At 59.5% G+C, this 23569-nt stretch carries 22 protein-coding genes; 17 read left to right on the top strand and 5 right to left on the bottom strand.

Annotated elements, in window-relative coordinates; all coding sequences use genetic code 11:
* The first annotated feature begins 15 nt into the window (after positions 1–15).
* Positions 16–2841: a TMAO reductase system sensor histidine kinase/response regulator TorS gene (gene torS, locus G5315_RS17630; protein ID WP_421333574.1), complete on the top strand. Its 2826-nt coding sequence runs from the start codon at positions 16–18 to the stop codon at positions 2839–2841.
* Between the two features lie 50 nt (positions 2842–2891).
* Here torS and G5315_RS17625 read toward each other — a convergent pair whose 3' ends face one another.
* Positions 2892–3176 (bottom strand): hypothetical protein, encoded by a 285-nt coding sequence (locus G5315_RS17625; protein WP_421333572.1) that lies wholly within the window; start codon positions 3174–3176, stop codon positions 2892–2894.
* A 324-nt stretch (positions 3177–3500) separates the two neighbouring features.
* On the opposite strand from G5315_RS17625, the gene glyA reads away from it, so the two are divergent.
* The 13 genes from glyA to G5315_RS17560 all read left to right on the top strand — a co-directional run bounded on the left by glyA (position 3501) and on the right by G5315_RS17560 (position 17144).
* Positions 3501–4754, top strand: coding sequence for a serine hydroxymethyltransferase (glyA, locus tag G5315_RS17620; protein ID WP_005338884.1), 1254 nt, complete (start codon positions 3501–3503; stop codon positions 4752–4754).
* Between the two features lie 150 nt (positions 4755–4904).
* A complete protein-coding gene (gene nrdR, locus G5315_RS17615) occupies positions 4905–5354 on the top strand; it encodes a transcriptional regulator NrdR (RefSeq protein WP_033114135.1) in 450 nt (149 codons plus the stop codon).
* Between the two features lie 97 nt (positions 5355–5451).
* Positions 5452–6561, top strand: coding sequence for a bifunctional diaminohydroxyphosphoribosylaminopyrimidine deaminase/5-amino-6-(5-phosphoribosylamino)uracil reductase RibD (gene ribD, locus G5315_RS17610; RefSeq protein WP_421333570.1), 1110 nt, complete (start codon positions 5452–5454; stop codon positions 6559–6561).
* A 55-nt stretch (positions 6562–6616) separates the two neighbouring features.
* The gene (locus G5315_RS17605) at positions 6617–7270 is read left to right on the top strand and encodes a riboflavin synthase (protein WP_005349507.1); all 654 of its coding nucleotides are present in this window, start codon (positions 6617–6619) and stop codon (positions 7268–7270) included.
* Positions 7271–7419: 149 nt separating this feature from the next.
* Positions 7420–8529 (top strand): bifunctional 3,4-dihydroxy-2-butanone-4-phosphate synthase/GTP cyclohydrolase II, encoded by a 1110-nt coding sequence (ribBA, locus tag G5315_RS17600; RefSeq protein WP_108613925.1) that lies wholly within the window; start codon positions 7420–7422, stop codon positions 8527–8529.
* Between the two features lie 349 nt (positions 8530–8878).
* Positions 8879–9349: a 6,7-dimethyl-8-ribityllumazine synthase gene (gene ribE, locus G5315_RS17595; protein ID WP_005338866.1), complete on the top strand. Its 471-nt coding sequence runs from the start codon at positions 8879–8881 to the stop codon at positions 9347–9349.
* 14 nt (positions 9350–9363) lie between these two features.
* Entirely contained in the window at positions 9364–9777 is a 414-nt protein-coding gene (gene nusB / locus G5315_RS17590; RefSeq protein WP_005343514.1) for a transcription antitermination factor NusB, read from the top strand.
* A 57-nt stretch (positions 9778–9834) separates the two neighbouring features.
* Positions 9835–10794 carry a thiamine-phosphate kinase gene (gene thiL, locus G5315_RS17585; protein WP_421333568.1) on the top strand — a complete coding sequence of 320 codons (960 nt, stop codon included), beginning with the start codon at positions 9835–9837 and terminating at the stop codon, positions 10792–10794.
* Positions 10791–11285: a phosphatidylglycerophosphatase A gene (locus G5315_RS17580; RefSeq protein WP_421333566.1), complete on the top strand. Its 495-nt coding sequence runs from the start codon at positions 10791–10793 to the stop codon at positions 11283–11285. The genes thiL and G5315_RS17580 overlap by 4 nt, the downstream gene beginning before the upstream one ends.
* Before the next feature lie 487 nt (positions 11286–11772).
* A complete protein-coding gene (locus tag G5315_RS17575; protein ID WP_005358467.1) occupies positions 11773–13497 on the top strand; it encodes a dipeptide ABC transporter ATP-binding protein in 1725 nt (574 codons plus the stop codon).
* Positions 13498–13567: 70 nt separating this feature from the next.
* Positions 13568–15124, top strand: coding sequence for an ABC transporter substrate-binding protein (locus G5315_RS17570; RefSeq protein ID WP_040068616.1), 1557 nt, complete (start codon positions 13568–13570; stop codon positions 15122–15124).
* A 99-nt stretch (positions 15125–15223) separates the two neighbouring features.
* Positions 15224–16198: an ABC transporter permease gene (locus G5315_RS17565; RefSeq protein WP_005349514.1), complete on the top strand. Its 975-nt coding sequence runs from the start codon at positions 15224–15226 to the stop codon at positions 16196–16198.
* A 4-nt stretch (positions 16199–16202) separates the two neighbouring features.
* Complete coding sequence (locus G5315_RS17560; protein ID WP_019445927.1) at positions 16203–17144, top strand: ABC transporter permease; 942 nt, start codon at positions 16203–16205, stop codon at positions 17142–17144.
* A 209-nt stretch (positions 17145–17353) separates the two neighbouring features.
* On the opposite strand, the gene dxs is transcribed toward G5315_RS17560, so the two are convergent.
* The 3 genes from dxs to xseB are packed head-to-tail and all read right to left on the bottom strand — an operon-like array spanning position 17354 to position 20386.
* Positions 17354–19222, bottom strand: a complete 1869-nt coding sequence (gene dxs / locus G5315_RS17555) for a 1-deoxy-D-xylulose-5-phosphate synthase (RefSeq protein ID WP_421205879.1) — start codon at positions 19220–19222, stop codon at positions 17354–17356.
* Between the two features lie 21 nt (positions 19223–19243).
* Positions 19244–20134 carry a (2E,6E)-farnesyl diphosphate synthase gene (gene ispA / locus G5315_RS17550; RefSeq protein WP_216951956.1) on the bottom strand — a complete coding sequence of 297 codons (891 nt, stop codon included), beginning with the start codon at positions 20132–20134 and terminating at the stop codon, positions 19244–19246.
* Positions 20135–20386, bottom strand: coding sequence for an exodeoxyribonuclease VII small subunit (xseB, locus tag G5315_RS17545; protein WP_421258723.1), 252 nt, complete (start codon positions 20384–20386; stop codon positions 20135–20137).
* 210 nt (positions 20387–20596) lie between these two features.
* Between xseB and pomA the strand changes: the two genes are divergently transcribed.
* The 3 genes from pomA to greA all read left to right on the top strand — a co-directional run bounded on the left by pomA (position 20597) and on the right by greA (position 22889).
* The gene (gene pomA, locus G5315_RS17540) at positions 20597–21355 is read left to right on the top strand and encodes a flagellar motor protein PomA (RefSeq protein WP_216951954.1); all 759 of its coding nucleotides are present in this window, start codon (positions 20597–20599) and stop codon (positions 21353–21355) included.
* Positions 21356–21363: 8 nt separating this feature from the next.
* A complete protein-coding gene (locus tag G5315_RS17535; RefSeq protein ID WP_421333565.1) occupies positions 21364–22257 on the top strand; it encodes a flagellar motor protein MotB in 894 nt (297 codons plus the stop codon).
* A 155-nt stretch (positions 22258–22412) separates the two neighbouring features.
* Positions 22413–22889 carry a transcription elongation factor GreA gene (gene greA / locus G5315_RS17530; protein ID WP_216951952.1) on the top strand — a complete coding sequence of 159 codons (477 nt, stop codon included), beginning with the start codon at positions 22413–22415 and terminating at the stop codon, positions 22887–22889.
* Positions 22890–22943: 54 nt separating this feature from the next.
* Here greA and G5315_RS17525 read toward each other — a convergent pair whose 3' ends face one another.
* A complete protein-coding gene (locus tag G5315_RS17525) occupies positions 22944–23528 on the bottom strand; it encodes a PilZ domain-containing protein (protein WP_421258724.1) in 585 nt (194 codons plus the stop codon).
* Between the last annotated feature and the right edge of the window lie 41 nt (positions 23529–23569).

The raw sequence follows: 23569 nt of genomic DNA, 5'->3' as shown, positions 1-23569 counted from the left end.
ACCAAGGGACTTCGCGTGAGAATCTTTTCCGGCCTGGGTGGCAAGTTGCTGCTGGCCTTCTCCTTGATGGCGTTGCTGACCCTGAGTGCCTCCCTGCTGGGCTGGGTGGGGCTTAGCCATCTGCGCCAGCTGGAGCAAGGGGTGCAGCAGACTCTGGCCGATCAGGAGCTGGCCCGCACGCTCTCTCGCCTCAGCGGCGAGATCCAGAGCGCGTCGCGACTGCTGGCCACCGCGACCAGCGAGCAGGAGCGGGAGCATCAGGGACGCTTGCTCACTCTGCAGGGGCAACAGCTGCAACAGGTGCTGGCGCAACTCGGCCGTGGGCAGGGTTCAACAAGCCTCGATCAGCTCAGTCAGAGCATCATCGGCAATCTGGGTCAGCAGGGTTGGCTGGTGGGGGAACGGTTGACCCTGATGGCACAGGGGGAGGCGCAGCGTGCCCGTCTGGTGGCGGCAGCCGGACAGATCGCCGAGCTGGCGCGCAGCCAGATGGAGAACGCCGAAACCGTGATGGTGGCAGGATTGGGTTCCCTCTACCAACAGCAAGGCGCGCAGGCGGCCCGGACGCTGGACCGCCTGCTGGAGCAGGATCTCGACTGGCTGGAGCAGATGACCGAGCTGCGCCATCGCACCCTGATGCAGCAGCAGCGCATCGAAGAGATGTGGCGCAGCGAACGGCAGGAACGATTGCAAACGCTATTGCAAGAGGGGCAGCGGGAGCTGGCTATCTTGCAATTGCGGGCCGGGGCGGTGACCGATCCTGCCCGCCGGCAGGCGGTGGAGCAGGCGCTGACCGTGCTGGCGCAAAGCGACAAGCTGGTGCAACTGCGCAGCGACTGGCTCGGCAAGGGGGAGGCGCTGCGGGTGCTGGCCAATGCCAACGAAGCCCTGATGAGCAGCCTCAACCAGCAGGTCGGTGAGCTGGTCAGCCGTGCCCGCGATTCGTTGGGGCAGAGCCAGCAGGCGCTAAGCCAGCGCCTCAGGCTGCTGGAGCAGGCGTTGATGGCCATTGGCCTGCTCACCCTGCTACTGCTGATGCTGCTGATGTGGCGCATGGTCTACGGCCGGATCGTCTGGCCGCTGCAACGGGCGGTGGCGGGGATGAGCCGGTTGGCGCGCGGGGATCTGGCCCCCCTTGAGCCGATCGCCAGCACCGGGCGCGATGAGCTGGCGGAGTTGGGGCGGGCCCTGCAGGTGTTTCGTGACAATGCGGTTGAGCTGGGCCGTTATCAGCGCGAGCTGGAGTCGCGGGTCGAGGAGCGCACTGGCCAGCTCAGCCACGCCAACGAGCGGCTCAATGAGGAGGTGGAGAAGCAGCGGCAGGCCCGCGCCGAGGCAGAACAGGCCAACCGCGCCAAATCGGTGTTTCTCGCCACCATGAGCCACGAGATCCGCACCCCCATGAACGGCATTCTGGGCGGTCTGACACTGCTGGAAGATACCCACCTGAGCGATACCCAGCAGCGATATCTGGCCGCCATCGAGCACAGTGGCGAATCCCTGCTGGAGATCCTCAACGACATTCTCGACTACTCCAAGATAGAAGCTGGCCATGTGGAGGCGCGCCGTGAGCCCTTCCCCCTGTTCCTGTTGGTGGATGAGCTCTGCGCGTTGTTTCGGCCAAAGGCAGCGGCCAAGGGGGTCACTCTGGCGCTGGAATATGCGCCCGGGCTGGCGCCTGTGGTCGAGGGGGATCTGGGCAAGCTGCGGCAAGTGCTCGGCAACTTGCTCGGCAATGCGGTCAAGTTTACCGCCCATGGCCAGATTACCCTGACGGTGGCGCCCCTTGTCTGCCAAGGCCCTTGCGCCGAGCCCTGTATCCGCTTCGTGGTGCGCGATACCGGCCCCGGCATTCCGGCCGATGAGCAGGATGCGGTGTTCGAGGCGTTTCGCCAGCGCAAGCGTGATATAGGCCATCAGGGCGGCACCGGGCTGGGACTGGCGATCAGCCGCAAGCTGGTGGCCGCCATGGGGGGCGAGCTGAGCCTTGTCAGCGAACCGGGCAAGGGGTGTGAATTCAGCTTCAGCCTGCCCTTGCAACGCTCGAGTGCCCAGCTGCCCGCCGAGGCGCAACCGCTGCACCTTGGCCAGTCCCGTGACATCCTGCTGGTGGAGGATAACGAGATCAACCGGTTGGTGGCGCACGGCATGCTGACCCGCCTCGGCCATCGCGTCACCCTGGCGGAGGATGGCCGCAGCGCGCTGGCGCTGGTGACCGAGCGCCCCTTCGAGCTGGCGCTGCTCGATATCAATCTGCCCGATATGGACGGCATGAGCCTGCGCGAGGATCTGGCCGCCATCAGCGAGGAGATGCATGAGCGGTCGCTGCCCGCCATCGCCATCTCGGCCCAGATGTATCCGGAGGATATCCGCCACTGCCTTGCCGCCGGCTTCGTCGATTTTGTCGGCAAGCCGGTGCGGCTGGCGGTGCTGGCGAACGCCATCGATCAGCTGTTTCGGCAAGAGGGCGCTTCTATCGAGCCACAGGTGCAATTACCTGCAGCCGCGCCCCCAACTAACCAGCCCGAGTGGACCAATCCGGTGCTGGACGCCGATCTGCCCCTGCTCGGCATGGCGCGGATCCGCCAGCTGGTCGCGCTGTTTGAGTCGCAAGGGCGGGTGTTGGTGGATAAGTTGGCTCAGGGTGAGGGGAGTGAGCAACGTCAGCTGGCGCACAAGCTCAAGGGGAGTGCGCTGGCGCTGGGGTTGACCGAATTTGCCAGCCACTGTGCGGCTCTTGAGGCGGGATGCGGTGAGCCTGCGGCAATCGGGGCGCAATTTGACGCGGCGGTGAGCGGGTTGCAGCAGTGGCTGGTGGCAAACAGGGATGCGCAGCCCTGATCCCTGCTGGCGATGCACGACGTTTAGGGAGGGGGCCAGTTCCTGCGCCGTTATTTGATCTCGCGAAACAGCACCTGCTTGCACTTGGCGCAGACCCATTCCCGGCGAAAATCGGTCAGGTGCACCATGCCAACCTCCAGCAACTCGTGGTGGCCGCAGTGATAACAGAAGATGATGTCGCCATCGACTGATTCAGGGTGGGCCGCCAGATAGTCGGCTTTGGTGGGGAGTTGCTCCCACGAGGTGGTGGGGACATGCTTGCGTTGGCTGGTGTAGTAGACCCAGTAGAACAGAAAAAAGACAGCCAGGATCACGAATGTCAGCAGATGGTCCATCTTGAACTCCTCCGGTTAGGTGCAGCCCCTCGGATGCATGGCTGCAATCAGCTCCATCATCATTAAATTTGTTTCGAATGAATATGTTACAGGATGGATAAAGAGGGCGTTGTGATCCCCTTCGGGTTTTGCCCGTCCGCAGCGGGATGAAAAATGTGTCGTTTGGCGGAGCGGCCAGGGTATTGAACGGGGAGGGAATCTTGCTTTTTACAACATAAATTCAACATTTTTTTAGGTGGTTGGACTGTCTCTTTGATCCAGCTCACGTTACAATGCCCGCGCCCACTTCACCTAACGCGCAAACGATTTTCAGGAGAGAAACGGATGTTGAAACGTGACATGACCATCGCCAATTATGATCCGCAATTGTGGCAGGCCATCACAGACGAAACCCGTCGTCAGGAAGAGCATATCGAGCTGATTGCGTCTGAGAACTACACCAGCCCCCGTGTCATGGAAGCCCAGGGCTCCCAGCTGACCAACAAGTACGCCGAAGGTTACCCCTCCAAGCGTTACTATGGTGGTTGCGAGTATGTGGATGTGGTCGAAACCCTGGCTATCGAGCGCGCCAAAGAGCTGTTCGGTGCCACCTACGCCAACGTGCAGCCGCACTCCGGCTCCCAGGCCAACAGCGCCGTCTACATGGCCCTGCTGCAGCCGGGTGACACCGTACTGGGCATGAACCTGGCCCACGGCGGTCACCTGACCCACGGCTCTCCGGTCAACTTCTCCGGCAAGCTCTACAACATCGTGCCTTACGGTATCGATGAGTCCGGCAAGATCGACTACGACGACATGGAACGTCAGGCTGTCGAGCACAAGCCGAAGATGATGATCGGTGGCTTCTCCGCCTACTCCGGCATCGTTGACTGGGCCCGCATGCGCGAAATCGCCGACAAGGTCGGTGCCTACCTGTTCGTCGACATGGCCCACGTGGCTGGTCTGATTGCCGCTGGCGTCTACCCGAACCCGGTGCCCCACGCTCACGTGGTCACCTCCACCACCCACAAGACCCTGGCCGGTCCGCGCGGTGGTCTGATCCTCTCCGCCGCTGACGACGAGGAGCTTTACAAGAAGCTCAACTCCGCCGTCTTCCCGGGTGGTCAGGGTGGCCCGCTGATGCACGTCATCGCCGGTAAAGCCGTTGCCTTCAAAGAGGCGCTGGAGCCGGAGTTCAAGACCTATCAGGCTCAGGTCGTCAAAAACGCCAAGGCGATGGCGGCTACCTTTATCGAGCGCGGTTACAAGATCGTCTCCGGCGGTACCGACAACCATCTGATGCTGGTTGACCTGATCGGCCGCGAGCTGACCGGTAAGGATGCTGACGCTGCACTGGGCAAAGCCAACATCACAGTCAACAAGAACTCGGTGCCCAACGACCCGCGCTCCCCATTCGTCACCTCCGGTGTGCGTATCGGTACCCCGGCCATCACCCGCCGCGGTTTCAAGGAAGCCGAGTCCATCGAGCTGACCCACTGGATCTGCGACGTACTGGACAACCACGACAACGATGCCGTGCTGGCCACCGTACGCGAGAAGGTGCTGGATATCTGCCGCCGCTTCCCGGTTTATGGCTGATAAGCCAGACCGTTCGGTTTGAGACCAATGCCACCTGCGGGTGGCATTGTTTTTTCTGGCTTTTACCGGTTTTAGATGGCCGTGCTACACTGGCCGACCTAGATCCTGGCCCGCCGGGCCGGTCCCTGTTCCATTAACGCCGGAGGTCCGATGCATTGCCCATTCTGTAGTGCGGTTGATACCAAGGTGATCGATTCTCGTCTGGTGGCAGAAGGCCATCAGGTGCGCCGCCGTCGTGAGTGTCTGCTCTGTCACGAGCGTTTTACCACCTTCGAGATGGCCGAGCTGGTGATGCCCCGCGTCATCAAGTCCAACGGTTCCCGCGAGCCGTTCAACGAAGACAAGCTGCGCGCCGGCATCCTGCGGGCGCTGGAGAAGCGGCCGGTGAGCATGGAGGCCATCGAAAAAGCGGTCAACCACATCAAGTCACGCCTGCGTGCCACCGGCGAGCGGGAAGTTGCCTCCCAGCTGGTGGGCAATCTGGTGATGGACGAGCTCAAGGGATTGGACAAGGTGGCCTATATCCGCTTTGCCTCCGTCTATCGCAGCTTCGAAGATATTCGCGAGTTCGGCGAAGAGATTGCCAAGCTGGAGAAGTAAACCGCCATTCTCACCCATGTTGCCGCGTCCGATTACGCTGCGCTAATCGAACCTACGATACTGCGTAAAGTCGAGATGTGTTGTCAAAGGAGCCCGAATGTTTAGTCAAGATGATTACCAATGGATGAGTCGGGCCCTCGAACTGGCCCGCCGCGGCCGCTACACCACGGCCCCCAACCCCTGCGTCGGCGCCGTGCTGGTCAAAGATGGCGTGGTGGTTGGCGAAGGGTGGCATCAGAAGGCGGGTGAACCCCATGCCGAGGTCTACGCCCTGCGCGCCGCCGGTGACAACGCCCGTGGAGCTACCGCCTATGTGACTCTCGAACCCTGCTCCCATCACGGTCGTACTCCCCCCTGCGCCGAGGCGCTGATCAATGCTGGCGTAGCGCGGGTGGTGGCGGCCATGGTCGATCCCAATCCCCAGGTGGGTGGGCGTGGCCTGCGGATGCTCTCCGAAGCGGGGATCAAGACAGATTTCGGCCTGTTGGCGAGTGAAGCCGAAGCGCTCAACCCGGGCTTTTTCAAGCGGATGCGTACTGCCTTCCCGCGGGTGACCGTCAAGTTGGGGGCCAGCCTCGATGGCCGCACCGCCATGGCGAGCGGCGAGAGCCAGTGGATCACCTCCCCGGATGCGCGCCGCGACGTGCAGCGGCTGCGGGCCCGTCACGATGCGGTGCTCTCCAGCGCTGAAACCGTGCTGGCCGATGGTGCCTCCCTGACCGTGCGCTGGGACGAGCTGCCCCCCTCGGTGAAGGCGAGCTATCCCAAGGAGACCCTGCGCCAGCCGCTGCGGGTCATCGTCGATTCGCAAAACCGGCTTACCCCCGATCTGCCGCTATTCCAGAGCGAGAGTCCGGTGCTGCTGGCCCGCCACAAGGCAGCTGGCGAGTGGCCTTCGTGGGTGCAGCAGCTGGAGCTGCCGCTGCTGGGTGGCAAGCTGGATCTGGTCAGCCTCTTCATGCTGTTGGCCAAGCAGAACGTCAACTCGGTACTCATCGAGGCGGGGCCACGGCTGTGCGGCGCCCTGCTGGAGAAGGGGCTGGTGGATGAGCTGGTGCTCTATCAGGCACCCAAACTGATGGGCGACGAGGGACGCGGGCTGTTCCATCTGCCGGCCCTGACACGCTTGTTCCAGGCACCCAAGCTCGCCATCAAGGATGTGCGCATGGTCGGCCAGGATATTCGCATTACCGCCAAAATAGCCTGATTTATCAATGTTCAAGGGGGCATAATCAGCCCCCGTCATCAGCAAGGTGATCTGCATGTTTACCGGAATTATCGAAGCGGTGGGAACCCTGGCCGAGCTTCGCCGTCAGGGCGATGACATGGCCCTCACCGTCCACGCACCAGGTCTGGATTTTAGCGACGTCAAACTGGGTGACTCCATTGCCACCAACGGCGTCTGCCTCACCGTGGTTGCTCTTGGTGACAAGAGCTATACCGCCGACGTGTCGCTGGAAACCCTCTCCCGTACCGGCTTTGCCGCCGCCAGAGTGGGCGATCGGGTCAACCTGGAGAAGGCGCTGATGCCCACCTCCCGCCTCGGCGGCCATCTGGTCTCCGGCCACGTAGACGGGGTAGGGGAAGTGAAAAGCGTCTCCAGCAGCGGCCGCGCCATCGAGTACTGGATCAAGGCGCCGGGGGAACTCTCCCGCTATATCGCCGAGAAAGGCTCCATTGCGGTGGATGGCATCAGCCTCACCGTCAACGCGGTGCAGGGGGACCTGTTTCGCCTGACCATCGTGCCTCATACCGCCCAGGAGACCACCATCGCCAGCTGGAAGCCGGGCCACAAGGTCAACCTCGAGGTGGATCAGATCGCCCGCTATCTGGAGCGGCTGATGATGGGGAAAAGTCAGGAGAGCAGCGCCTCGACCCTGACCATGGAGACGCTGGCCAAGGCCGGTTTTCTCTGACGGTGTGCGCTAAATCTGCCCACCAAAACGATTTTCTGTGATCCCGCTCTGATTGAAATGGAGCCGCTAGCCCCAATCTAGAGCAACATACACACGCATTTGCGTTGAGCCTGCGGGCTCAACCCCCAAGCACACTGATGGAGTAGCCCATGGCGCTGAGCACAACCCAGGAAATCATTGCCGATATCAAGGCTGGCAAGATGGTGATCCTGATGGATGACGAAGACAGGGAGAACGAAGGGGACCTCATCATGGCCGCCTCCTGCGTCCGTCCGGAGGATATCAACTTCATGGCCCGCTACGGCCGTGGCCTCATCTGCCTGACCCTGACCCGGGATCGCTGCAAGCAATTGGCGCTGCCGCTGATGGTGGATCGCAACAATGCCCAGTTTTCCACCGCCTTTACCGTCTCCATCGAAGCGGCAGAAGGGGTGACCACAGGTATCTCAGCCGCGGATCGCGCGGTGACCGTGCAGGCCGCTGTGGCGCCCAATGCCAAGGCGGCCGATCTGGTGCAGCCGGGCCATATCTTCCCGCTGATGGCGCAGGATGGCGGCGTGCTGACCCGTGCCGGTCACACCGAAGCGGGCTGCGATCTGGCTCGTCTAGCCGGTTTCGAGCCTGCCGCCGTCATCGTCGAGATCCTCAACGAAGATGGCACCATGGCGCGCCGTCCTGACCTGGAGATCTTTGCCGAGGAGCACGGCATCAAGCTCGGCACCATCGCCGACCTTATCGAGTACCGCAACCAGCACGAGACCACGGTCGAGAAGGTGGCCGAGTGCAAGCTGCCCACCGAGTTTGGCGAGTTCGACCTCATCACCTTCCGCGATACCATCGACAATCAGGTTCACTTCGCCCTGAAAAAGGGTGAGGTACAGGCTGACCAGCCGACTCTGGTGCGCGTCCATCTGCACGATGTGCTGAGCGATCTGCTGCTGACCGACCGCCATGCTGCCCGCAGCTGGCCGCTGCCCAAATCCATGGCCCGCATTGCTGACGAGGGCGGCGTGCTGGTGATTTTGGGGGCGGAATCCCATGGCGCCGAGCTGCTGGCTAGGGTCAAGGGTTTTGAAGCCGCCGACAAGGGGTTGGCACCGGAAGGAGCCAAGTGGCAGGGCACCTCGCGCCGGGTGGGTGTCGGTTCCCAGATCCTCAAGGCCCTTGGCGTGAGCAAGATGCGCCTTTTGAGCTCACCGAAGAAGTACCATGCCCTCGGTGGTTTCGGTCTGGAAGTGGTTGAGTACGTCGGCGAGTAAAGCTCCACCAGAGAAGTACCATCCCCTTCCGGGTGGTTTCGGTCTGGAAGTGGTTGAGTACGTCGGCGAGTAAAGCTCTACCAGAGAAGTACCATCCCCTTCCGGGTGGTTTCGGTCTGGAAGTGGTTGAGTACATCGGCGAGTAACGTTCTACCAGAGAAGTACCATCCCCTTCCGGGCGGTTTCGGTCTGGAAGTCGTGGAATTTACCGGCGAGTAAGCGCGCCGGACTGGTTAAATCGCGATCATGGCCGTCTATTGCGGCCATGGTTTTTGTCGTGGGTCTGTTGTGCTAGAATGTGCGCACTTTTGACTCCGGCCCTTTTGATTGCACAGATACAGGATTTCCAATGAAGGTTATCGAAGGAAATATCGCCGCTCCTGAGGCGCGCGTTGCTATTGTTGTTGCCCGTTTCAACAGCTTCATCAACGACAGTCTGGTGAACGGCGCGGTGGACGTACTGAAGCGTCAAGGTCAAGTGCAGGACAGCAACCTGACACTGGTAAAAGTGCCGGGCGCGGTTGAAATGCCATTGGTCATCAAGAAGCTGGCCAAGAGTGGTCAATACGATGCCATCGTGGCGGTCGGTACTGTCATCCGTGGCGGCACCTACCACTTCGACCTGGTGGCAAACGAGAACAGCAAGGGCATGGCCCAGGTAATGATGGAATATGAAATTCCCGTTGCCTTCGGTGTGCTGACCACTGAAAACATTGAACAAGCCATCGAGCGTGCAGGTACCAAGGCGGGTAACAAGGGTGCAGAGGCTGCACTGGCAGCGCTCGAAATGATCAACGTCCTGAAAGAACTGGACGTGTAACGAGGAGAAGTACATTGAAACCGTCTGAGCGCCGTAAAGCCCGCCATTGCGCCACCCAGGCCATCTACCAGTGGCAGATGACCAAGGCTAACGTGGGTGACATCGAAGAGCAGTTCAAGATCGATCAGGACACCAAGGGTGTAGACCTGAACTATTTCCGCGATCTGCTGTTCGGGGTAGCCCTCCACTGCAGCGAGCTGGACAAGGTGTTTGCACCTTTCCTCTCCCGTCCGCTGGAAGAAGTGGACATGGTGGACAAGGCGATCCTGCGTCTGGCGACCTACGAGCTGACCCGTCGTGATGATGTGCCGCCGCGCGTGGTGATCAACGAAGCGATCGAGCTGGCCAAAGCTTTTGCTGCCGATGACAGCCACAAGTTTGTCAACGGTGTACTGGACAAGGTGATCAAGTCGCTGAACAAGCGTTGATCCTGCTGTCCGTCAGCATCTAAGAGAGGAGCCAGCTTATTGCTGGCTTTTTACTGTATGGGTGAATTTGAGCTGATTGATAAGTACTTCAAGGTCCCCCACGCCCGCAAGGATGTGGTGATGGGCCCCGGAGATGACTGTGCCCTGCTGACCCTGCCCCCCGATACCCAGCTGGCGGTGAGCACCGACACTCTGGTGAGCGGCGTACACTTCTTTCCCGACATGGATCCGGTGGATCTCGGCTACAAGGCGCTGGCGGTCAATCTCTCCGATCTCGCCGCCATGGGGGCCGAGCCGCGCTGGGTGTCGCTGGCACTGACCCTGCCTGCCATCAACGAAGGCTGGGTCGCCGGTTTTGCCGAAGGGTTCCTGGAGCTCGCCGAGTACTACAACGTGGCGCTGGTGGGCGGGGACATGACCCGCGGGCCGCTCTCCATCACCATCTCGGTGAAGGGATCTGTGCCTGCCGGACGTGCCCTGATGCGCAGCGGTGCCAAAGCCGGTGACGGCATCTATGTCACCGGCACTCTGGGAGATGCCGCGCTGGCGCTTTCCCACCTGCTGGGCAAACGCATCCTCAATGAGAACCAGCTGGCTGCTGTGCTGCCACGGCTCGACCACCCCCACCCCCGCATTCTGGCCGGTCAGGCCCTGCGCGGGCTGGCGGGCAGTGCACTGGATCTCTCCGACGGGCTGGCATCGGATCTCGGCCATATCCTCAAGGCCTCCGGCGTGCGGGCCCAGATCGATCTCGATCTGCTGCCGCTCTCGCCGGTGCTGCAGGATGCGGTGAGCGAGCAGGAGGCGTGGCAACTTGCGCTGGCCGGTGGCGATGACTACGAGCTCTGCTTTACCGTGCCGGAGGAGCACCGCGGTGCGCTCGATACGGCGCTGGCCCACAGCGGGGTCAAGTTCAGCCGCATCGGCCGCATCGTGGCGGGTGAACCGGGCATCGAGTACCTGCGTGGCGAGCAGCCGGTCGAGCTGCAACTGAAAGGGTGGGATCATTTCGCATGAGTCTGTTCACGATAAAGCCCGAGCTGAAACGACTGGATCTGAAGAATCCGCTCCACTTTCTGGCGGTGGGCTTTGGCTCCGGTCTCTCCCCCAAAGCGCCGGGCACCATGGGAACGATCGCCGCCATCCCGCTCTACCTGCTGGTGAGCGGGCTGCCGACCTATTGGTTTATCGCCTTGCTGGCGGTGGGTTTTGTTGTGGGGATCCGTATCTGCCAGAGCGCCACCGATGCCATCGGCATGCCGGATCACGGCGCCATCGTCTGGGACGAGGTGATCGGCTTTGGCGTCACTATGATCGCCGCGCCAGCCGGTTGGGAGTGGGTGGTGGCGGGCTTCGCGCTGTTTCGCCTGTTCGACGTGCTCAAGCCCTGGCCCATCTCCTGGTTCGACCGCCGTATCCACGGTGGCTTCGGCATCATGCTGGACGATCTGATCGCTGGCCTGTTCGCCCTGTTTTGTATGCAATTACTGGCATTCTGGCTCGGTTGAGAGCCATCTTCCGGGGGATGACCGTTCTGGCATCCCCCGATTTATATCTGCTTAATTTTCATTCATCGGCATATGCTGCCGTTTATCATCCATTTCACATAAATATTCACTACTCATTCGGGGCTCGTGATCGTTTTTGAAATAGTGATAAATGCTGCTTGTTGCGTTGTTGTTGAAATTAAAGTAATGATACCAATAGATGTACGGACGCACCGGCCATTTTTGTGATGAAAATCATCATTTATCTCTGCCGAATTGGTGGTTATCTGCACAAAACATTGCGGAATTGTATAACTCAATCATTTACACCCGTGGTCAAACCGTCTAAGTTACTCGCGGGTTATTCCAAAAAAATGCAAAAAACCCGCCCGGATCGCTGGTTTCGCTGCCTCATGGATTGAGCAAATATTGCCCAAGGTAACAACCGGCATCTGCGGCTGATTTACGGACGAATTATTTGGGACGGATGTCCCCCGCAGAGGTAAACATGTCCTTGCTCGAAGTAAAGAACTTGCGGATCGAGTACCCCTCCCGCTACGGGGTGCTGGCCGCGGTGAAGGATCTCTCTTTCTCTATCGAAAAGGGTGAGATTGTCGGGGTGGTCGGTGAATCCGGCGCCGGCAAGTCCACCATCGGCAACGCCGTTATCGATCTCCTGAGCCCGCCGGGTCGCATCGCCCGTGGCGATATCTATCTCAACGGCGAGCTGATCTCCGGCAAGAGCCAGAATGAGATGCGGGCCATCCGTGGCTCCCGTATCGGGTTCATCTTCCAGGACCCCATGACCTCCCTCAACCCGCTGTTCACCGTTGAGCACCAGCTGGTGGAGACCATTCTGGCCAATACCGACCTCTCTCGCGAAGCCGCTTTTGCCAAGGCATTGGAGCTGATGGGGGCGGTGGGTATTCCGCAGCCGGAGCTGCGCATCAAACAGTATCCGCACCAGTTTTCCGGTGGCATGCGTCAGCGGGTGGTTATCGCCATTGCGCTCTCCTGCGATCCGGAGCTGATCATCGCCGATGAGCCGACCACGGCGCTTGACGTCTCCATTCAGGATCAGATTCTCCAGCTTATCCGCGCCCTCTGCAAAGAGCGTCAGGTGGGCTGCATGCTGGTGACCCACGACATGGGCGTGGTCTCCAACGTTACCGACAAGGTGGCGGTGATGTATCGCGGCGATCTGGTGGAGTTCGGCCTGACCGAACAGGTGCTGGGCAGCCCCAATCACCCCTATACCCGCAGCCTCATCTCGGCGGTCCCCCGTTCCGATGTGAAGCTGGTGCGCTTCCCGCTGGTCTCCTATATCGAGGATGCCAGTGCGCCGGATACCAATATTGACCTCAAGACCCACTGGCTCGGCCAGAGTCAGGACGAGCGTGCCTATGAAGGGGCGCTGCTGCGGGTGGAGAACGTCGATCTGAAGTTCGTCACCAAGGACTCCATCTTCCCGAGCCGCCGCCAGTATGTGCGCGCCTGCAACAACATCAGCTTCGAGATCTTCGAGGGTGAAACCTTCGGTCTGGTGGGGGAGTCCGGCTCCGGCAAATCGACCATTGCCCGCGCCATCACCGGTCTCTATCCGCCTGATACCGGCAAGATTTTCTTCGAGGGGATTGATCTCACCGCGCTCAAGAGTGAGCGTGAGCGCCGCCCGCTGCGTCGCCAGATGCAGATGGTGTTCCAGAACCCCTATTCGTCGATGAACCCGCGGATGAAGGTGCGCGACATCATTGCCGAGCCGATCCGCTTCCATCAGCTGGCGAGCAGCGAGAGCCAGATTGAGGGGATTGTCGGCGATCTGCTGGACCACGTGGGTCTCGGTCGTGGTGCCGGGGTCAAGTATCCCCACGAGTTCTCAGGCGGTCAGCGCCAGCGTATCTCTATTGCCCGCGCCCTGGCCACTCGCCCGCGCTTCCTGATCTGCGACGAGCCGACCTCGGCGCTGGATGTGTCGGTGCAGGCCCAGATCCTCAACCTGCTCAAGGATCTGCAGCAGGAGCTCAAGCTCACCATGCTGTTTATCAGCCACGATCTGCCGGTGATCCGCCAGATGTGCGACCGCATCGGGGTGATGCAGCACGGTCATCTGGTGGAAGTGGCCGAGACCGAGAAACTCTTTACCAATGCCGAGCATGAGTACAGCCGCAAGCTGATCTCCCTCATGCCGGAGTTCAAGGGAATGTCCCGCGAGGGGCTGGAAATCGCAAGCTAGGAGAGCGCCGGTGCGCCGGTCTGCTTGTCAAAAAAAGTGTCATAAGAAAGCCAAAAGCATGGAGAACAAGATGAAGAAAGGATTGTCCAAGATTGCCCTGGCGCTGTTTGCCGCCGGTTTCGCCTTCAGTGTCTCAGCCGCTGATATCAAGGTGGGTGTCGCTTCTGACGCCACTTCGCTGGATCCGCAGGAGCAGCTTTCCGGTCAGACTCTGGAGATGTCGCACCTGGTATTCGATCCCCTGATGCGTTACACCCAGGACTTGCAGTTCGAGCCCCGTCTGGCCGAGAAGTATGAGCGTATTGACGACAAGACCGTCCGCTTCCACCTGCGCAAGGGGGTCAAGTTCCATTCCGGTAACGATTTTACCGCCGATGATGTGGTGTGGACCGTTAACCGCCTGAAATCCTCCGTCGACTTCAAGGCGATCTTCGATCCCATCAGCGAAGTGAAGAAGGTCGATGACTACACCGTCGATCTGATCACCGCCAAGCCCTTCCCGCTGGTGCTGCAGACCGTCACCTACATCTTCCCGATGGACTCCAAGTTCTATACCGGCAAGACCGAAGCGGGCAAAGACAAGGCCGAGATCGTCAAGAATGGCGACTCCTTTGCCTCGACCAATGTCTCCGGTACTGGCCCGTTCACCGTCAAGTTCCGCGAGCAGGGTGTGAAGCTCGATTATGCCCGCAACGCCAACTATTGGGACAAGGCCTCCAAGGGTAACGTCGAGAACCTGACCGTGGTGCCCATCAAGGAAGATGCGACCCGTGTTGCAGCCCTGCTGGGTGGCGACGTGGACATGATCTATCCGGTTGCGCCGAACGATCTGGAGCGCGTGAAGAATGGCAAGGACTCCCAGCTGGTCACCCTGTCCGGTACCCGCGCCATCATCATCGAGCTGAACCAGAACACCAACCCGGCGCTGAAAGACAAGCGTGTACGTCAGGCGATCAACTACGCCATCAACCAGGTGGGCATCGTCGAGAAGATCAACAAGGGCTTCGGTACCCCTGCTGGTCAGCTGAGTCCGAAAGGCTATGCCGGTCACAACGAGGCGCTGGTGCCCCAGTATGATCTGGCCAAGGCCAAGGAGCTGATGAAGGAGGCCGGTTACGAGAAAGGCTTCAAGATGACCTTCATCTCCCCGGCCGCCCGCTACGTCAACGACGTCAAGATTGCCCAGGCGGTTTCCGCCATGCTGGCCAAGATCAACATCAAGGTGGATCTGAAGACCATGCCGGTGGCCCAGTACTGGCCCGAGTTTGACAAGTGCGCCGCGGACATGCAGCTGATCGGCTGGCACTCCGACACCGAAGATACCGCGAACTTCTTCGAGTTCCTGACCTTCACCAAGGACGCCAAGACCGGTATGGGTCAGTACAACTGCGCCGGTTACGCCAACGCCGAAGCTGACAAGCTGGTGATGGATGCCAACGCCGAGACCGATCCGGCCAAGCGTGCCGAGATGCTGAAGAAGGTCGAAGCCATGCTGATCGAAGATGCTGCCTACGTGCCGTTGCACTGGGAAGATCTGGCCTATGGCGCCAAGAAGAACGTCGACATCAAGCCGGTGGTCAACGTGATGAACTTCCCTTACCTGGGTGACCTGGTGGTCAGCAAGTAAGAGAACGTCGCAAGGAAGGACGGGGCGGGGTGGTCAGCTGGCCACTCCGCTCACTAACAGAAGCCTGTGCCACGACACAGGCCACGTAGAAGGACAAGCATGTTTACATTCCTGCTGAAACGGTTCTATCAGGCCGTGATAGTGATGTTCGTCATCAGCCTGGTCGCCTTCTCCATCCAGGATAACCTGGGTGACCCGTTGCGCGAGCTGGTGGGACAATCCGTCTCCGAAGCCCAGCGTCACGAGTTGCGCGAGAAGATGGGCCTTAACGATCCCTTCCTCATCAAATACAGCCGCTTTTTGAAAAATGCGGTGCATGGGGATTTGGGCACCTCCTATTTCTTCAAGCGACCAGCTCTCGAGGTGATCCTCGACAAGCTGGTGGCTACCCTTGAGCTGGTGTTTGCTGCCGCGCTCATCATCGTGGTGGTCTCCATTCCACTCGGTGTCTATTCGGCGATCCGCCCGCGCAGCATTCCCACCAAGATCATCATGGCGGGGAGCAGTATCGGTATCTCGATCCCGGTATTTTTGACCGCCATCATGCTGATGTACCTCTTCTCCATCCAGCTGGGCTGGCTGCCAGCCTATGGCCGCGGCGAGACCCGTAACCTGCTGGGCTGGGAGTCGGGCTTCTTCACCTGGGATGGCATCCTGCACCTGATCCTGCCGGCGGTGTCCCTCTCTTCCATCATGCTGCCGCTGTTTATCCGCCTGGTGCGCTCCGAGATGCTGGAGCAGCTCTCCTCCGAGTACGTCAAGTTCGCCCGCGCCAAAGGGCTGGATAACAACAAGGTCTACTATCAGCACGCTCTGAAGAACACCATGCTGCCGGTCATTACCGTCGGTGGGGTGCAGATCGGCACCATGGTGGCCTACACCATCCTGACCGAGAGCGTGTTCCAGTGGCCGGGCACCGGCTTCCTGTTCCTCGAGGCGATCCACCGGGTCGATACGCCCCTCATCACCGCCTACGTCATCTTCGTGGGACTGATCTTCGTGGTGACCAATACCTTGGTCGACCTGCTCTACGGGTTGATCAACCCGACCGTTAACCTGACTGCCAAGGGGTAAGCGCATGACTAATGCTGTAACTGCAAGCCCAAGCCGTTGGGCACGATTCAAGAACTCTGACATCGTCTACTACTTCCTGCGAGACAAGGTAGCCATGTTCAGCTTTGCGGTGTTCGTGGTATTTGTGCTGGCGGCGCTGCTGGCGCCCTGGCTCGCCCCGCACAACGTCTATGACCAGACCAGTTTTGATCTGATGGATGCCGAGTTGCCCCCCTCTTGGCTTGAAGGCGGCGAGGAGCGCTTCTGGCTCGGTACCGACAACCAGGGGCGGGATATCTGGAGCACCATTCTCTATGGCGCCCGTATCTCCCTCACCATCGGCCTGTTTGCGGTGGCGCTGCAGCTGGTGCTCGGTATCGTCATCGGTCTGATTGCCGGTTACTTCGGTGGTCGTATCGACAACCTGCTGATGCGCTTTGCTGACGTGCAGCTGTCGTTCTCTACCATGATGGTGGCGATCATCATCTCCGCCATCTTTCAGGCAACCTTTGGCTCCGAGTTCTACTCGAAGTTCGCCATCATGATGCTGGTGGTGATCATCGGTATCGCCGAGTGGCCGCAGTACGCCCGTACCGTGCGCGCCTCGGTGCTGGCCGAGAAGAAGAAGGAGTATGTGGAAGCAGCCAAGGTGATGGGATTCCGCGCCCCGCGCATCATGTTCCGCCACATTCTGCCCAACTGTTTGTCGCCCATTCTGGTGATCTCCACCGTGCAGGTGGCCAACGCCATCATGAGCGAGGCGGCACTCTCCTTCCTCGGTCTGGGAATGCCGGTTGATCAGCCCTCGCTCGGTTCGCTTATCAGCGTCGGCTTCAACTACATCTTCTCCGGCTCCTGGTGGATCACCGCCTTCCCGGGAATCTGTCTGGTGGTGCTGGTGCTGGTCATCAACCTGCTGGGCGACTGGCTGCGGGATGTGTTTAACCCCAAGATCTACAAAGGTTGATAACCTGCGCAAGAACTTACTGCGAGGCCGTGATCAAGGCTCATGTGCTGCTCGGAATCCTCATGTATTCACATATACTCCGGTTCCTGCGCTGCTCTTTACCTTGTTGACGGACTTCTCGCAACAGTTCTTGAACAGGTTCTAGATTATGAAGAACAAGAAGGGCGCCAGTGAGGCGCCCTTCTTTTGCTTGATAGCTTTAAGCGTTATCAGGCTTTCAGCCAGCTTTCGATACTGCGCTGGATGCCTGCATCGTCCAGACCAAGCAGGGCATAGATCTCCTGCTGGGTACCCTGTTCCACGAAGCGATCCGGCAAGCCGAGGTTGAGTACCGGCTTGCACTGTTTATTGCGCATCAGCAGCTCGTTCACCGCCGAACCGGCGCCGCCCATGATAGCGTTGTCTTCGATGGTGACGAAGTGATCGTGGCTGGCCGCCAGCGACAGCACCAGCGCCTCATCCATCGGTTTGACAAAGCGCATGTCCACCAGGGTGGCATCCAGCGCTTCGGCGGCCGTTTTCGCGTGGTGCAGCAGGGTGCCAAAGGCCAGAATAGCGGTACCCTTGCCCTCTCGCAGGATACGTCCCTTGCCGAGCTCCAGTGCCTGCATCTCTGACGAGATGGGGGAATCGCTCAGACTGCTGCCGCGGGGGTAACGCACGGCGACAGGGCCTTGCTGAAGATAGCCGGTATAGAGCATCTGGCGGCACTCGTTCTCGTCAGATGGCGTCATCACCACCATGTTGGGCACGGTGCGCAGGAAGCTGATGTCGAACGCTCCCTGATGGGTCGGGCCGTCGGCGCCCACCAGACCGGCCCGGTCGATGGCGAATAGCACCGGCAGATCTTGCAGCGCCACGTCGTGGATCACCTGATCGTAGGCGCGCTGCAGAAAGCTCGAATAGATGGCCACCACCGGCTTCTTGTCGGCGATGGCAAGACCGGCAGCGAACGTGACTGCATGTTGCTCGGCAATGGCCACATCGAAGTAGCGATCCGGATACTGCTGGCTGAATTTCACCAGACCGGAGCCTTCGCGCATGGCAGGGGTGATGCCGACCAGCTTCTCGTCTTTGGCGGCCATGTCGCACAGCCATTGGCCAAAGATGGCGGAGAAGGTGGGTTTGGCGGCGCTCGCTTTCGGCAGGGAACACTCGTCAGGATTGAACTTGGGCACAGCGTGATAACCGATGGGGTCTTTCTCCGCCGGCTCGTAACCCTTGCCCTTCTTGGTTTTGACGTGCAGCAGCTGAGGCCCCTTGAGGTTGCGCATATTGCGCAGGGTCTCGACCAGTGCCTCGATATCGTGACCGTCGATGGGGCCGATATAGTTGAAGCCGAACTCCTCGAACAGGGTGCCGGGTACCACCATCCCCTTGAGGTGCTCTTCAGCCCGCTTGGCCAGCTCCTTGACCGGTGGCAGACCTGCTAACACCTTCTTGCCGCCTTCGCGGATGGTGGTGTAGAGCTTGCCTGACATGACCCGGGCCAGATGGTTGTTGAGCGCCCCGACATTCTCTGAGATGGACATCTCGTTGTCGTTGAGGATCACCAGCATGTCCTTGTGGACATCGCCGGCGTGGTTGAGCGCTTCAAAGGCCATCCCTGCGGTAATGGCACCATCACCGATCACTGCAACGACCTTGCGACCCAGCCCTTCACTCTCGGCGGCGACCGCCATACCGAGCGCCGCACCAATGGAAGTGCTGGAGTGGCCGACGGAGAGCACGTCGTATTCACTCTCGCCACGCCAGGGGAAGGGGTGCAGACCATCCTTCTGCCGGATGGTGTGGATCTGATCACGGCGCCCGGTCAGGATCTTGTGGGGATAGGCCTGATGGCCCACATCCCAGATCAGCCGATCGAACGGGGTGTTGTAGACGTAGTGCAGGGCGACGGTCAGTTCGACCGTGCCGAGACCGGAGGCAAAGTGTCCGCTGGAGCGGCTGACAGAGCGCAGCAGATATTCGCGCAGCTCGTTGCACAGCACCGGCAGCCGATCTTTGGGCAAGGAACGCAGCTCGACCGGAGTGTCCGCGAGGGCCAGGTTGGGGAAATTGCTAATATCAACGCTCATGTTGTTACTGTTATCCAGCGTTTAGTGGGTTCGCTCGATGATGTAATCGGCAAACGCTTCCAGAATGTCGGTATTGTAGGGCAAGGATTGCAGGGCTGTTAAGGCTTTCCCATGCAGTTCGCGAGCCAGCTCACGGGCATTTTCGAGTCCGAGCAGGGCCGGATAGGTACTTTTCTCCAGCGCCAGGTCAGAACCTTGCGGCTTGCCCAGGGTGGCGGTATCACCTGTGATGTCGAGGATGTCATCCTGCACCTGAAAGGCGAGGCCAATCGCGGCGGCATAGGTTTGCAGGGCAATCAGGGTTGCGTCATCGACATCGGCTTTGCACAGGGCGCCGAGCGCCACGGCGCACTCAATCAGCGCACCGGTCTTGTGGCGGTGTACCTGCTCCAGTTCGGCAAGCGTGATCTGGCGCCCTTCAGCCTGCAGGTCCAGCGCTTGACCGCCACACATACCCAGATAGCCGGAGGCGCGGGCGAGGGTACTCAGCATCCGCACCCGGTTGGCCATCAAGGAGTCGGGCATGGGGTGATCGGCCAGAATGGAGAACGCCAGGGTCTGCAGCGCATCACCGGCCAGAATGGCGGTGCCCTCATCAAACGCCTTGTGGACGGTTGGTTGGCCGCGACGCAGATCGTCGTCATCCATGGCTGGCAGGTCATCGTGCAGCAGGGAGTAGGCATGGATGCACTCCACGGCAGCCGCAGGGCCGTCCAGCAGGTCGCTCTTTACGCCCAGCATTTCGCCGACTGCGTAGACCAGAAACGGGCGAACCCGCTTGCCGCCCAGCAGCAGGCCATATTTCATGGCATCACGCAGACGAGGCGCCATGGGTGGCAAAGCTTCAAGTTTTGCCAACAGGCAGTCATCAATACGCTGGCGATGCTGACGGGAAAAATGGACCAGTGCCACTCACTCGTCTCCTTGTTCTGGCTGGAAGGGGGCGAGCTGGTCGCTGCCATCGGCCTTGCTCAGCAGGATCTGGATCTTCTGCTCGGCTTGCTCCAGCTTTTGTTGGCCAGCCCGCACCAGATGGATTCCCTGCTCGAACTGTTTGAGGGCCTCCTCCAGCGGTAGGGAACCTTGCTCCAGCTGATGAACGATGGTTTCCAGCTCTTCGAGAGTGGCGTCAAAACTCAGACGGTCGATTTTTTTACTGGCCATGTCCATCCTCGGGAATTGAAAAAACGGCTTATATTAACATCGACCGCCCACCGGGGGGAGGCTGAAAAACGCTGCCTCCTCAAACTCTCGATAAACTGGCCGATAATGAACCATGATTCTCAGTGGATGCATGCTTGCCGCTTGGGTCGCAATAGCAGAAAATTCAACAAACTATAATTGGGCATAAGAACCGGTGACAGGAGTAGGGACGTGGATCTAGGCAGTCTGATAGGGATAGTGCTGGGTTTCGGGGTGGTGGTGTACGGCATGCTGCTGGGGGGCCCCATGAGCATGTACGTCGACATGCCATCGGTCTACATCACCGTATTGGGCTCCATCTTCATCGCCATGATGAAGTTCAACCTAGGCCAGTTTCTGATGGCGTTTAAGGTCGCTGGTAAAGCTTTTATGTACAAGGGCGACAAGCTGGAAGACCTCATAGTTAAAGCCGTTGAGCTTGCCGATGCCGCCCGTAAAGGCGGATTTCTGGCGCTTGAAGCGGCCGAGATTCCCAATCCCTTCATGAAAAAAGGGATCGATATGCTGGTGGATGGCCATGATGCCGATGTAGTGCGCGCAGTGATGGAAAAGGATATCGAGTTGACTGCCGAACGTCACGTCATTGCGATCAAGGTGTTCCGTACCCTTGGGGATCTTGGCCCGGCGATGGGGATGATCGGTACGCTGGTGGGTCTGGTGGCCATGTTGGCCAATATGAGCGATCCCAAATCTATCGGTCCTGCCATGGCTGTAGCCCTCTTGACCACTCTGTATGGTGCGATCGAAGCCAACATGCTGGCCATCCCGATAGCCGACAAGCTGGAACTGCGAAGCGGCGAAGAGCGCCTTAGCCGTTCGCTGATCCTCGATGCCATCATGGGGATCCAGGATGGCCAAAACCCGCGGGTGATCCAGTCCATGCTGCAGAACTATCTGAACCAGTCCAAACGCAACAACGGCAGTGAGTAGGGAGCCCTATGTCTGATTGCAAATGCCCGCCTCCCGGCCTGCCCGGTTATATGGGGACCTTCGCCGACCTCATGTCGCTGCTGATGTGCTTTTTCGTGTTGTTGCTCTCCTTTGCCGAGATGGATGTGCAGAAGTTCAAGCAGATTGCGGGGTCCATGGAGAAGGCATTCGGGGTCCAGAATATCCTTGAGGTGAAAGATATTCCGAAGGGAACTTCTGTCATTGCCCAGGAGTTCCGTCCTGGCCGCCCAGAGCCAACCCCGATTGATACCGTGATGCAGCAGACTATCGACATGACCCAGACCGAGCTGGATTTTTTGCCCGGTGAGGCCGAGCAGGCAGGTGGTCAGGACAAGAGTGATGGCAAGCAGACGGGGGGGGACACAGCTCAGGATGCTCAGAAGGCGCAGCAGCAGTCCAATACCCTGGCAAAGGCGCTGGCCGAGCAGATGAAAGATCAGATCCAGGATGGTGCCATCGAAATCGAGGCGTTGGGACAGCAGATTATTATCCGGATCAGGGAAAAAGCCTCCTTCCCGGCTGGCTCGGCGTTTCTGCAACCCCAGTTCTGGCCGGTTATTCGCAAGGTCGCGACCCTGCTCAAGGATGTACCGGGTGAAATCACCATATCCGGCCACACCGACAACGTGGCGACCGAGGACGAGCTGTTTCAGTCCAACTGGGAGCTTTCGTCCCAGCGAGCAGTGGCTGTGGCACACCAGATGATCAAGGTCCCAGGATTTGATCAGGGACGCTTGATTGTGCAGGGGATGGCCGATTCCCAACCATTGGTGCCCAACAATACTCCCGAGAATCGCCGGATGAACCGACGGGTAGAGATCGCTATCATGCAGGGCAAACCGACCATTTCCTCTCCTATTTCGGTACCGGAAGGAAAGTAATATTTCTTGGAGCAACAGATAAAGCGGGATCTGCATCAGGGGGCCGACATGGATTTTGTGTTGGCTTCATATTAAGATGCGCCATCCGAACCGAGTGCTGCGGCGTCCTGACAGATAGCCGCAGCTTCTATTTTCAAGCAACCCAGGTTTCGACTATGAATCATACTCCGATGACTGTTCGCGGCGCTGAGAAGCTGCGCGAAGAGCTCGAATATCTCAAGACCGAGCTTCGTCCCCAGATTATCGAAGCGATTGCTGAAGCCCGTGAGCACGGTGATCTGAAAGAGAATGCCGAATACCATGCCGCCCGTGAGCAGCAGGGGTTCTGTGAAGGCCGCATTCAGGAAATTGAAGCCAAGCTCTCCAATGCCCAGGTGATCGATGTCACCAAGATGACCAACAATGGTCGCATCATCTTTGGTGCCACCGTGACCCTGCTCAAGAGCGAAACAGAGGAAGAGGTTATCTACCGCATCGTGGGTGACGATGAGGCTGACATCAAGCAGAACCTTATCTCTGTCAACTCTCCGATTGCCCGCGCTCTGATTGGCAAGGAAGTGGACGATGTGGCGCTCGTCAAGACGCCCGCAGGTGATGTGGAGTACGAAATCCTGGACGTTGCCTACATCTGATGTAGTTAATGCGGGATGAGACGGGGGAGCACTTGCTCCCCTGTTTGTTGCGCTTCAGGCTGGTTGGTAAGCGTCGTTGAAGGTGTCCTGATGGCGCTGAAACAGCCAGTGACGAAGTCGCTCTATGTTTGCCTCGCTCATCTGGAAACTGAGTGCCCAGGTTGCACGGTCTGCATTAGATTTGACCCGTCTCACCAGCCTGGCCTGCAAGGGAAATGGCGCCTCTGTGGCGATCTGCAGAGTTCCCTGCAAGGTAGTATCCGCCATCATATCTGTGGGCAGATCTTCCACGATGAGGCCATTGAGCGAAAGGCTCAGCACTTGGAGTACTCCATGAGCTGTTTGCAGTGTCGCTTTCTGGGCAAGTCTCCAAGCTCTTGGCTGGGCAAACCCCAGCTCCCGGATCACTGGCGCAGCGAGCCGAGGCTCGACAAAGCCATCTTCTCTCTGGATAAAGGTGAGGGGGAATCGCAACTGATGGCCTGCATAGCGGGCTTCCAATACCAGCTGTTCGGCTTTTTGCAGCAAGCCAAGCATGGGGTTGTCGAGATGTCCGCTCAGAAGGTGGGTCGCCTCCGAGCATCCCAGCTCCCGCAACATGGTCAGTTCATCGTCGGTCAGAATAGGATGGTGAGCCATGGCGCGTGTCCGAAACTATTCATCGCAGGTTAAGGGCTTGG

This window comes from Aeromonas sp. 603607, assembly GCF_049171595.1.
Lineage (GTDB): Bacteria > Pseudomonadota > Gammaproteobacteria > Enterobacterales > Aeromonadaceae > Aeromonas > Aeromonas veronii.
This window is presented reverse-complemented; position numbering and strand designations above follow the sequence as displayed.

Bases quoted from the DNA above. Each gene is read 5' to 3' on its own strand.
- thiL (WP_421333568.1), top strand. From the start codon at position 9,835: ATGGGTGAATTTGAGCTGATTGATAAGTACTTCAAGGTCCCCCACGCC.
- glyA (WP_005338884.1), top strand. From the start codon at position 3,501: ATGTTGAAACGTGACATGACCATCGCCAATTATGATCCGCAATTGTGG.
- G5315_RS17605 (WP_005349507.1), top strand. From the start codon at position 6,617: ATGTTTACCGGAATTATCGAAGCGGTGGGAACCCTGGCCGAGCTTCGC.
- xseB (WP_421258723.1), bottom strand. From the start codon at position 20,386: ATGGCCAGTAAAAAAATCGACCGTCTGAGTTTTGACGCCACTCTCGAA.
- ribBA (WP_108613925.1), top strand. From the start codon at position 7,420: ATGGCGCTGAGCACAACCCAGGAAATCATTGCCGATATCAAGGCTGGC.
- greA (WP_216951952.1), top strand. From the start codon at position 22,413: ATGAATCATACTCCGATGACTGTTCGCGGCGCTGAGAAGCTGCGCGAA.
- G5315_RS17575 (WP_005358467.1), top strand. From the start codon at position 11,773: ATGTCCTTGCTCGAAGTAAAGAACTTGCGGATCGAGTACCCCTCCCGC.
- dxs (WP_421205879.1), bottom strand. From the start codon at position 19,222: ATGAGCGTTGATATTAGCAATTTCCCCAACCTGGCCCTCGCGGACACT.
- G5315_RS17535 (WP_421333565.1), top strand. From the start codon at position 21,364: ATGTCTGATTGCAAATGCCCGCCTCCCGGCCTGCCCGGTTATATGGGG.
- G5315_RS17570 (WP_040068616.1), top strand. From the start codon at position 13,568: ATGAAGAAAGGATTGTCCAAGATTGCCCTGGCGCTGTTTGCCGCCGGT.
- ribD (WP_421333570.1), top strand. From the start codon at position 5,452: ATGTTTAGTCAAGATGATTACCAATGGATGAGTCGGGCCCTCGAACTG.
- G5315_RS17565 (WP_005349514.1), top strand. From the start codon at position 15,224: ATGTTTACATTCCTGCTGAAACGGTTCTATCAGGCCGTGATAGTGATG.
- G5315_RS17625 (WP_421333572.1), bottom strand. From the start codon at position 3,176: ATGGACCATCTGCTGACATTCGTGATCCTGGCTGTCTTTTTTCTGTTC.
- G5315_RS17560 (WP_019445927.1), top strand. From the start codon at position 16,203: ATGACTAATGCTGTAACTGCAAGCCCAAGCCGTTGGGCACGATTCAAG.
- nrdR (WP_033114135.1), top strand. From the start codon at position 4,905: ATGCATTGCCCATTCTGTAGTGCGGTTGATACCAAGGTGATCGATTCT.
- G5315_RS17525 (WP_421258724.1), bottom strand. From the start codon at position 23,528: ATGGCTCACCATCCTATTCTGACCGACGATGAACTGACCATGTTGCGG.
- G5315_RS17580 (WP_421333566.1), top strand. From the start codon at position 10,791: ATGAGTCTGTTCACGATAAAGCCCGAGCTGAAACGACTGGATCTGAAG.
- ribE (WP_005338866.1), top strand. From the start codon at position 8,879: ATGAAGGTTATCGAAGGAAATATCGCCGCTCCTGAGGCGCGCGTTGCT.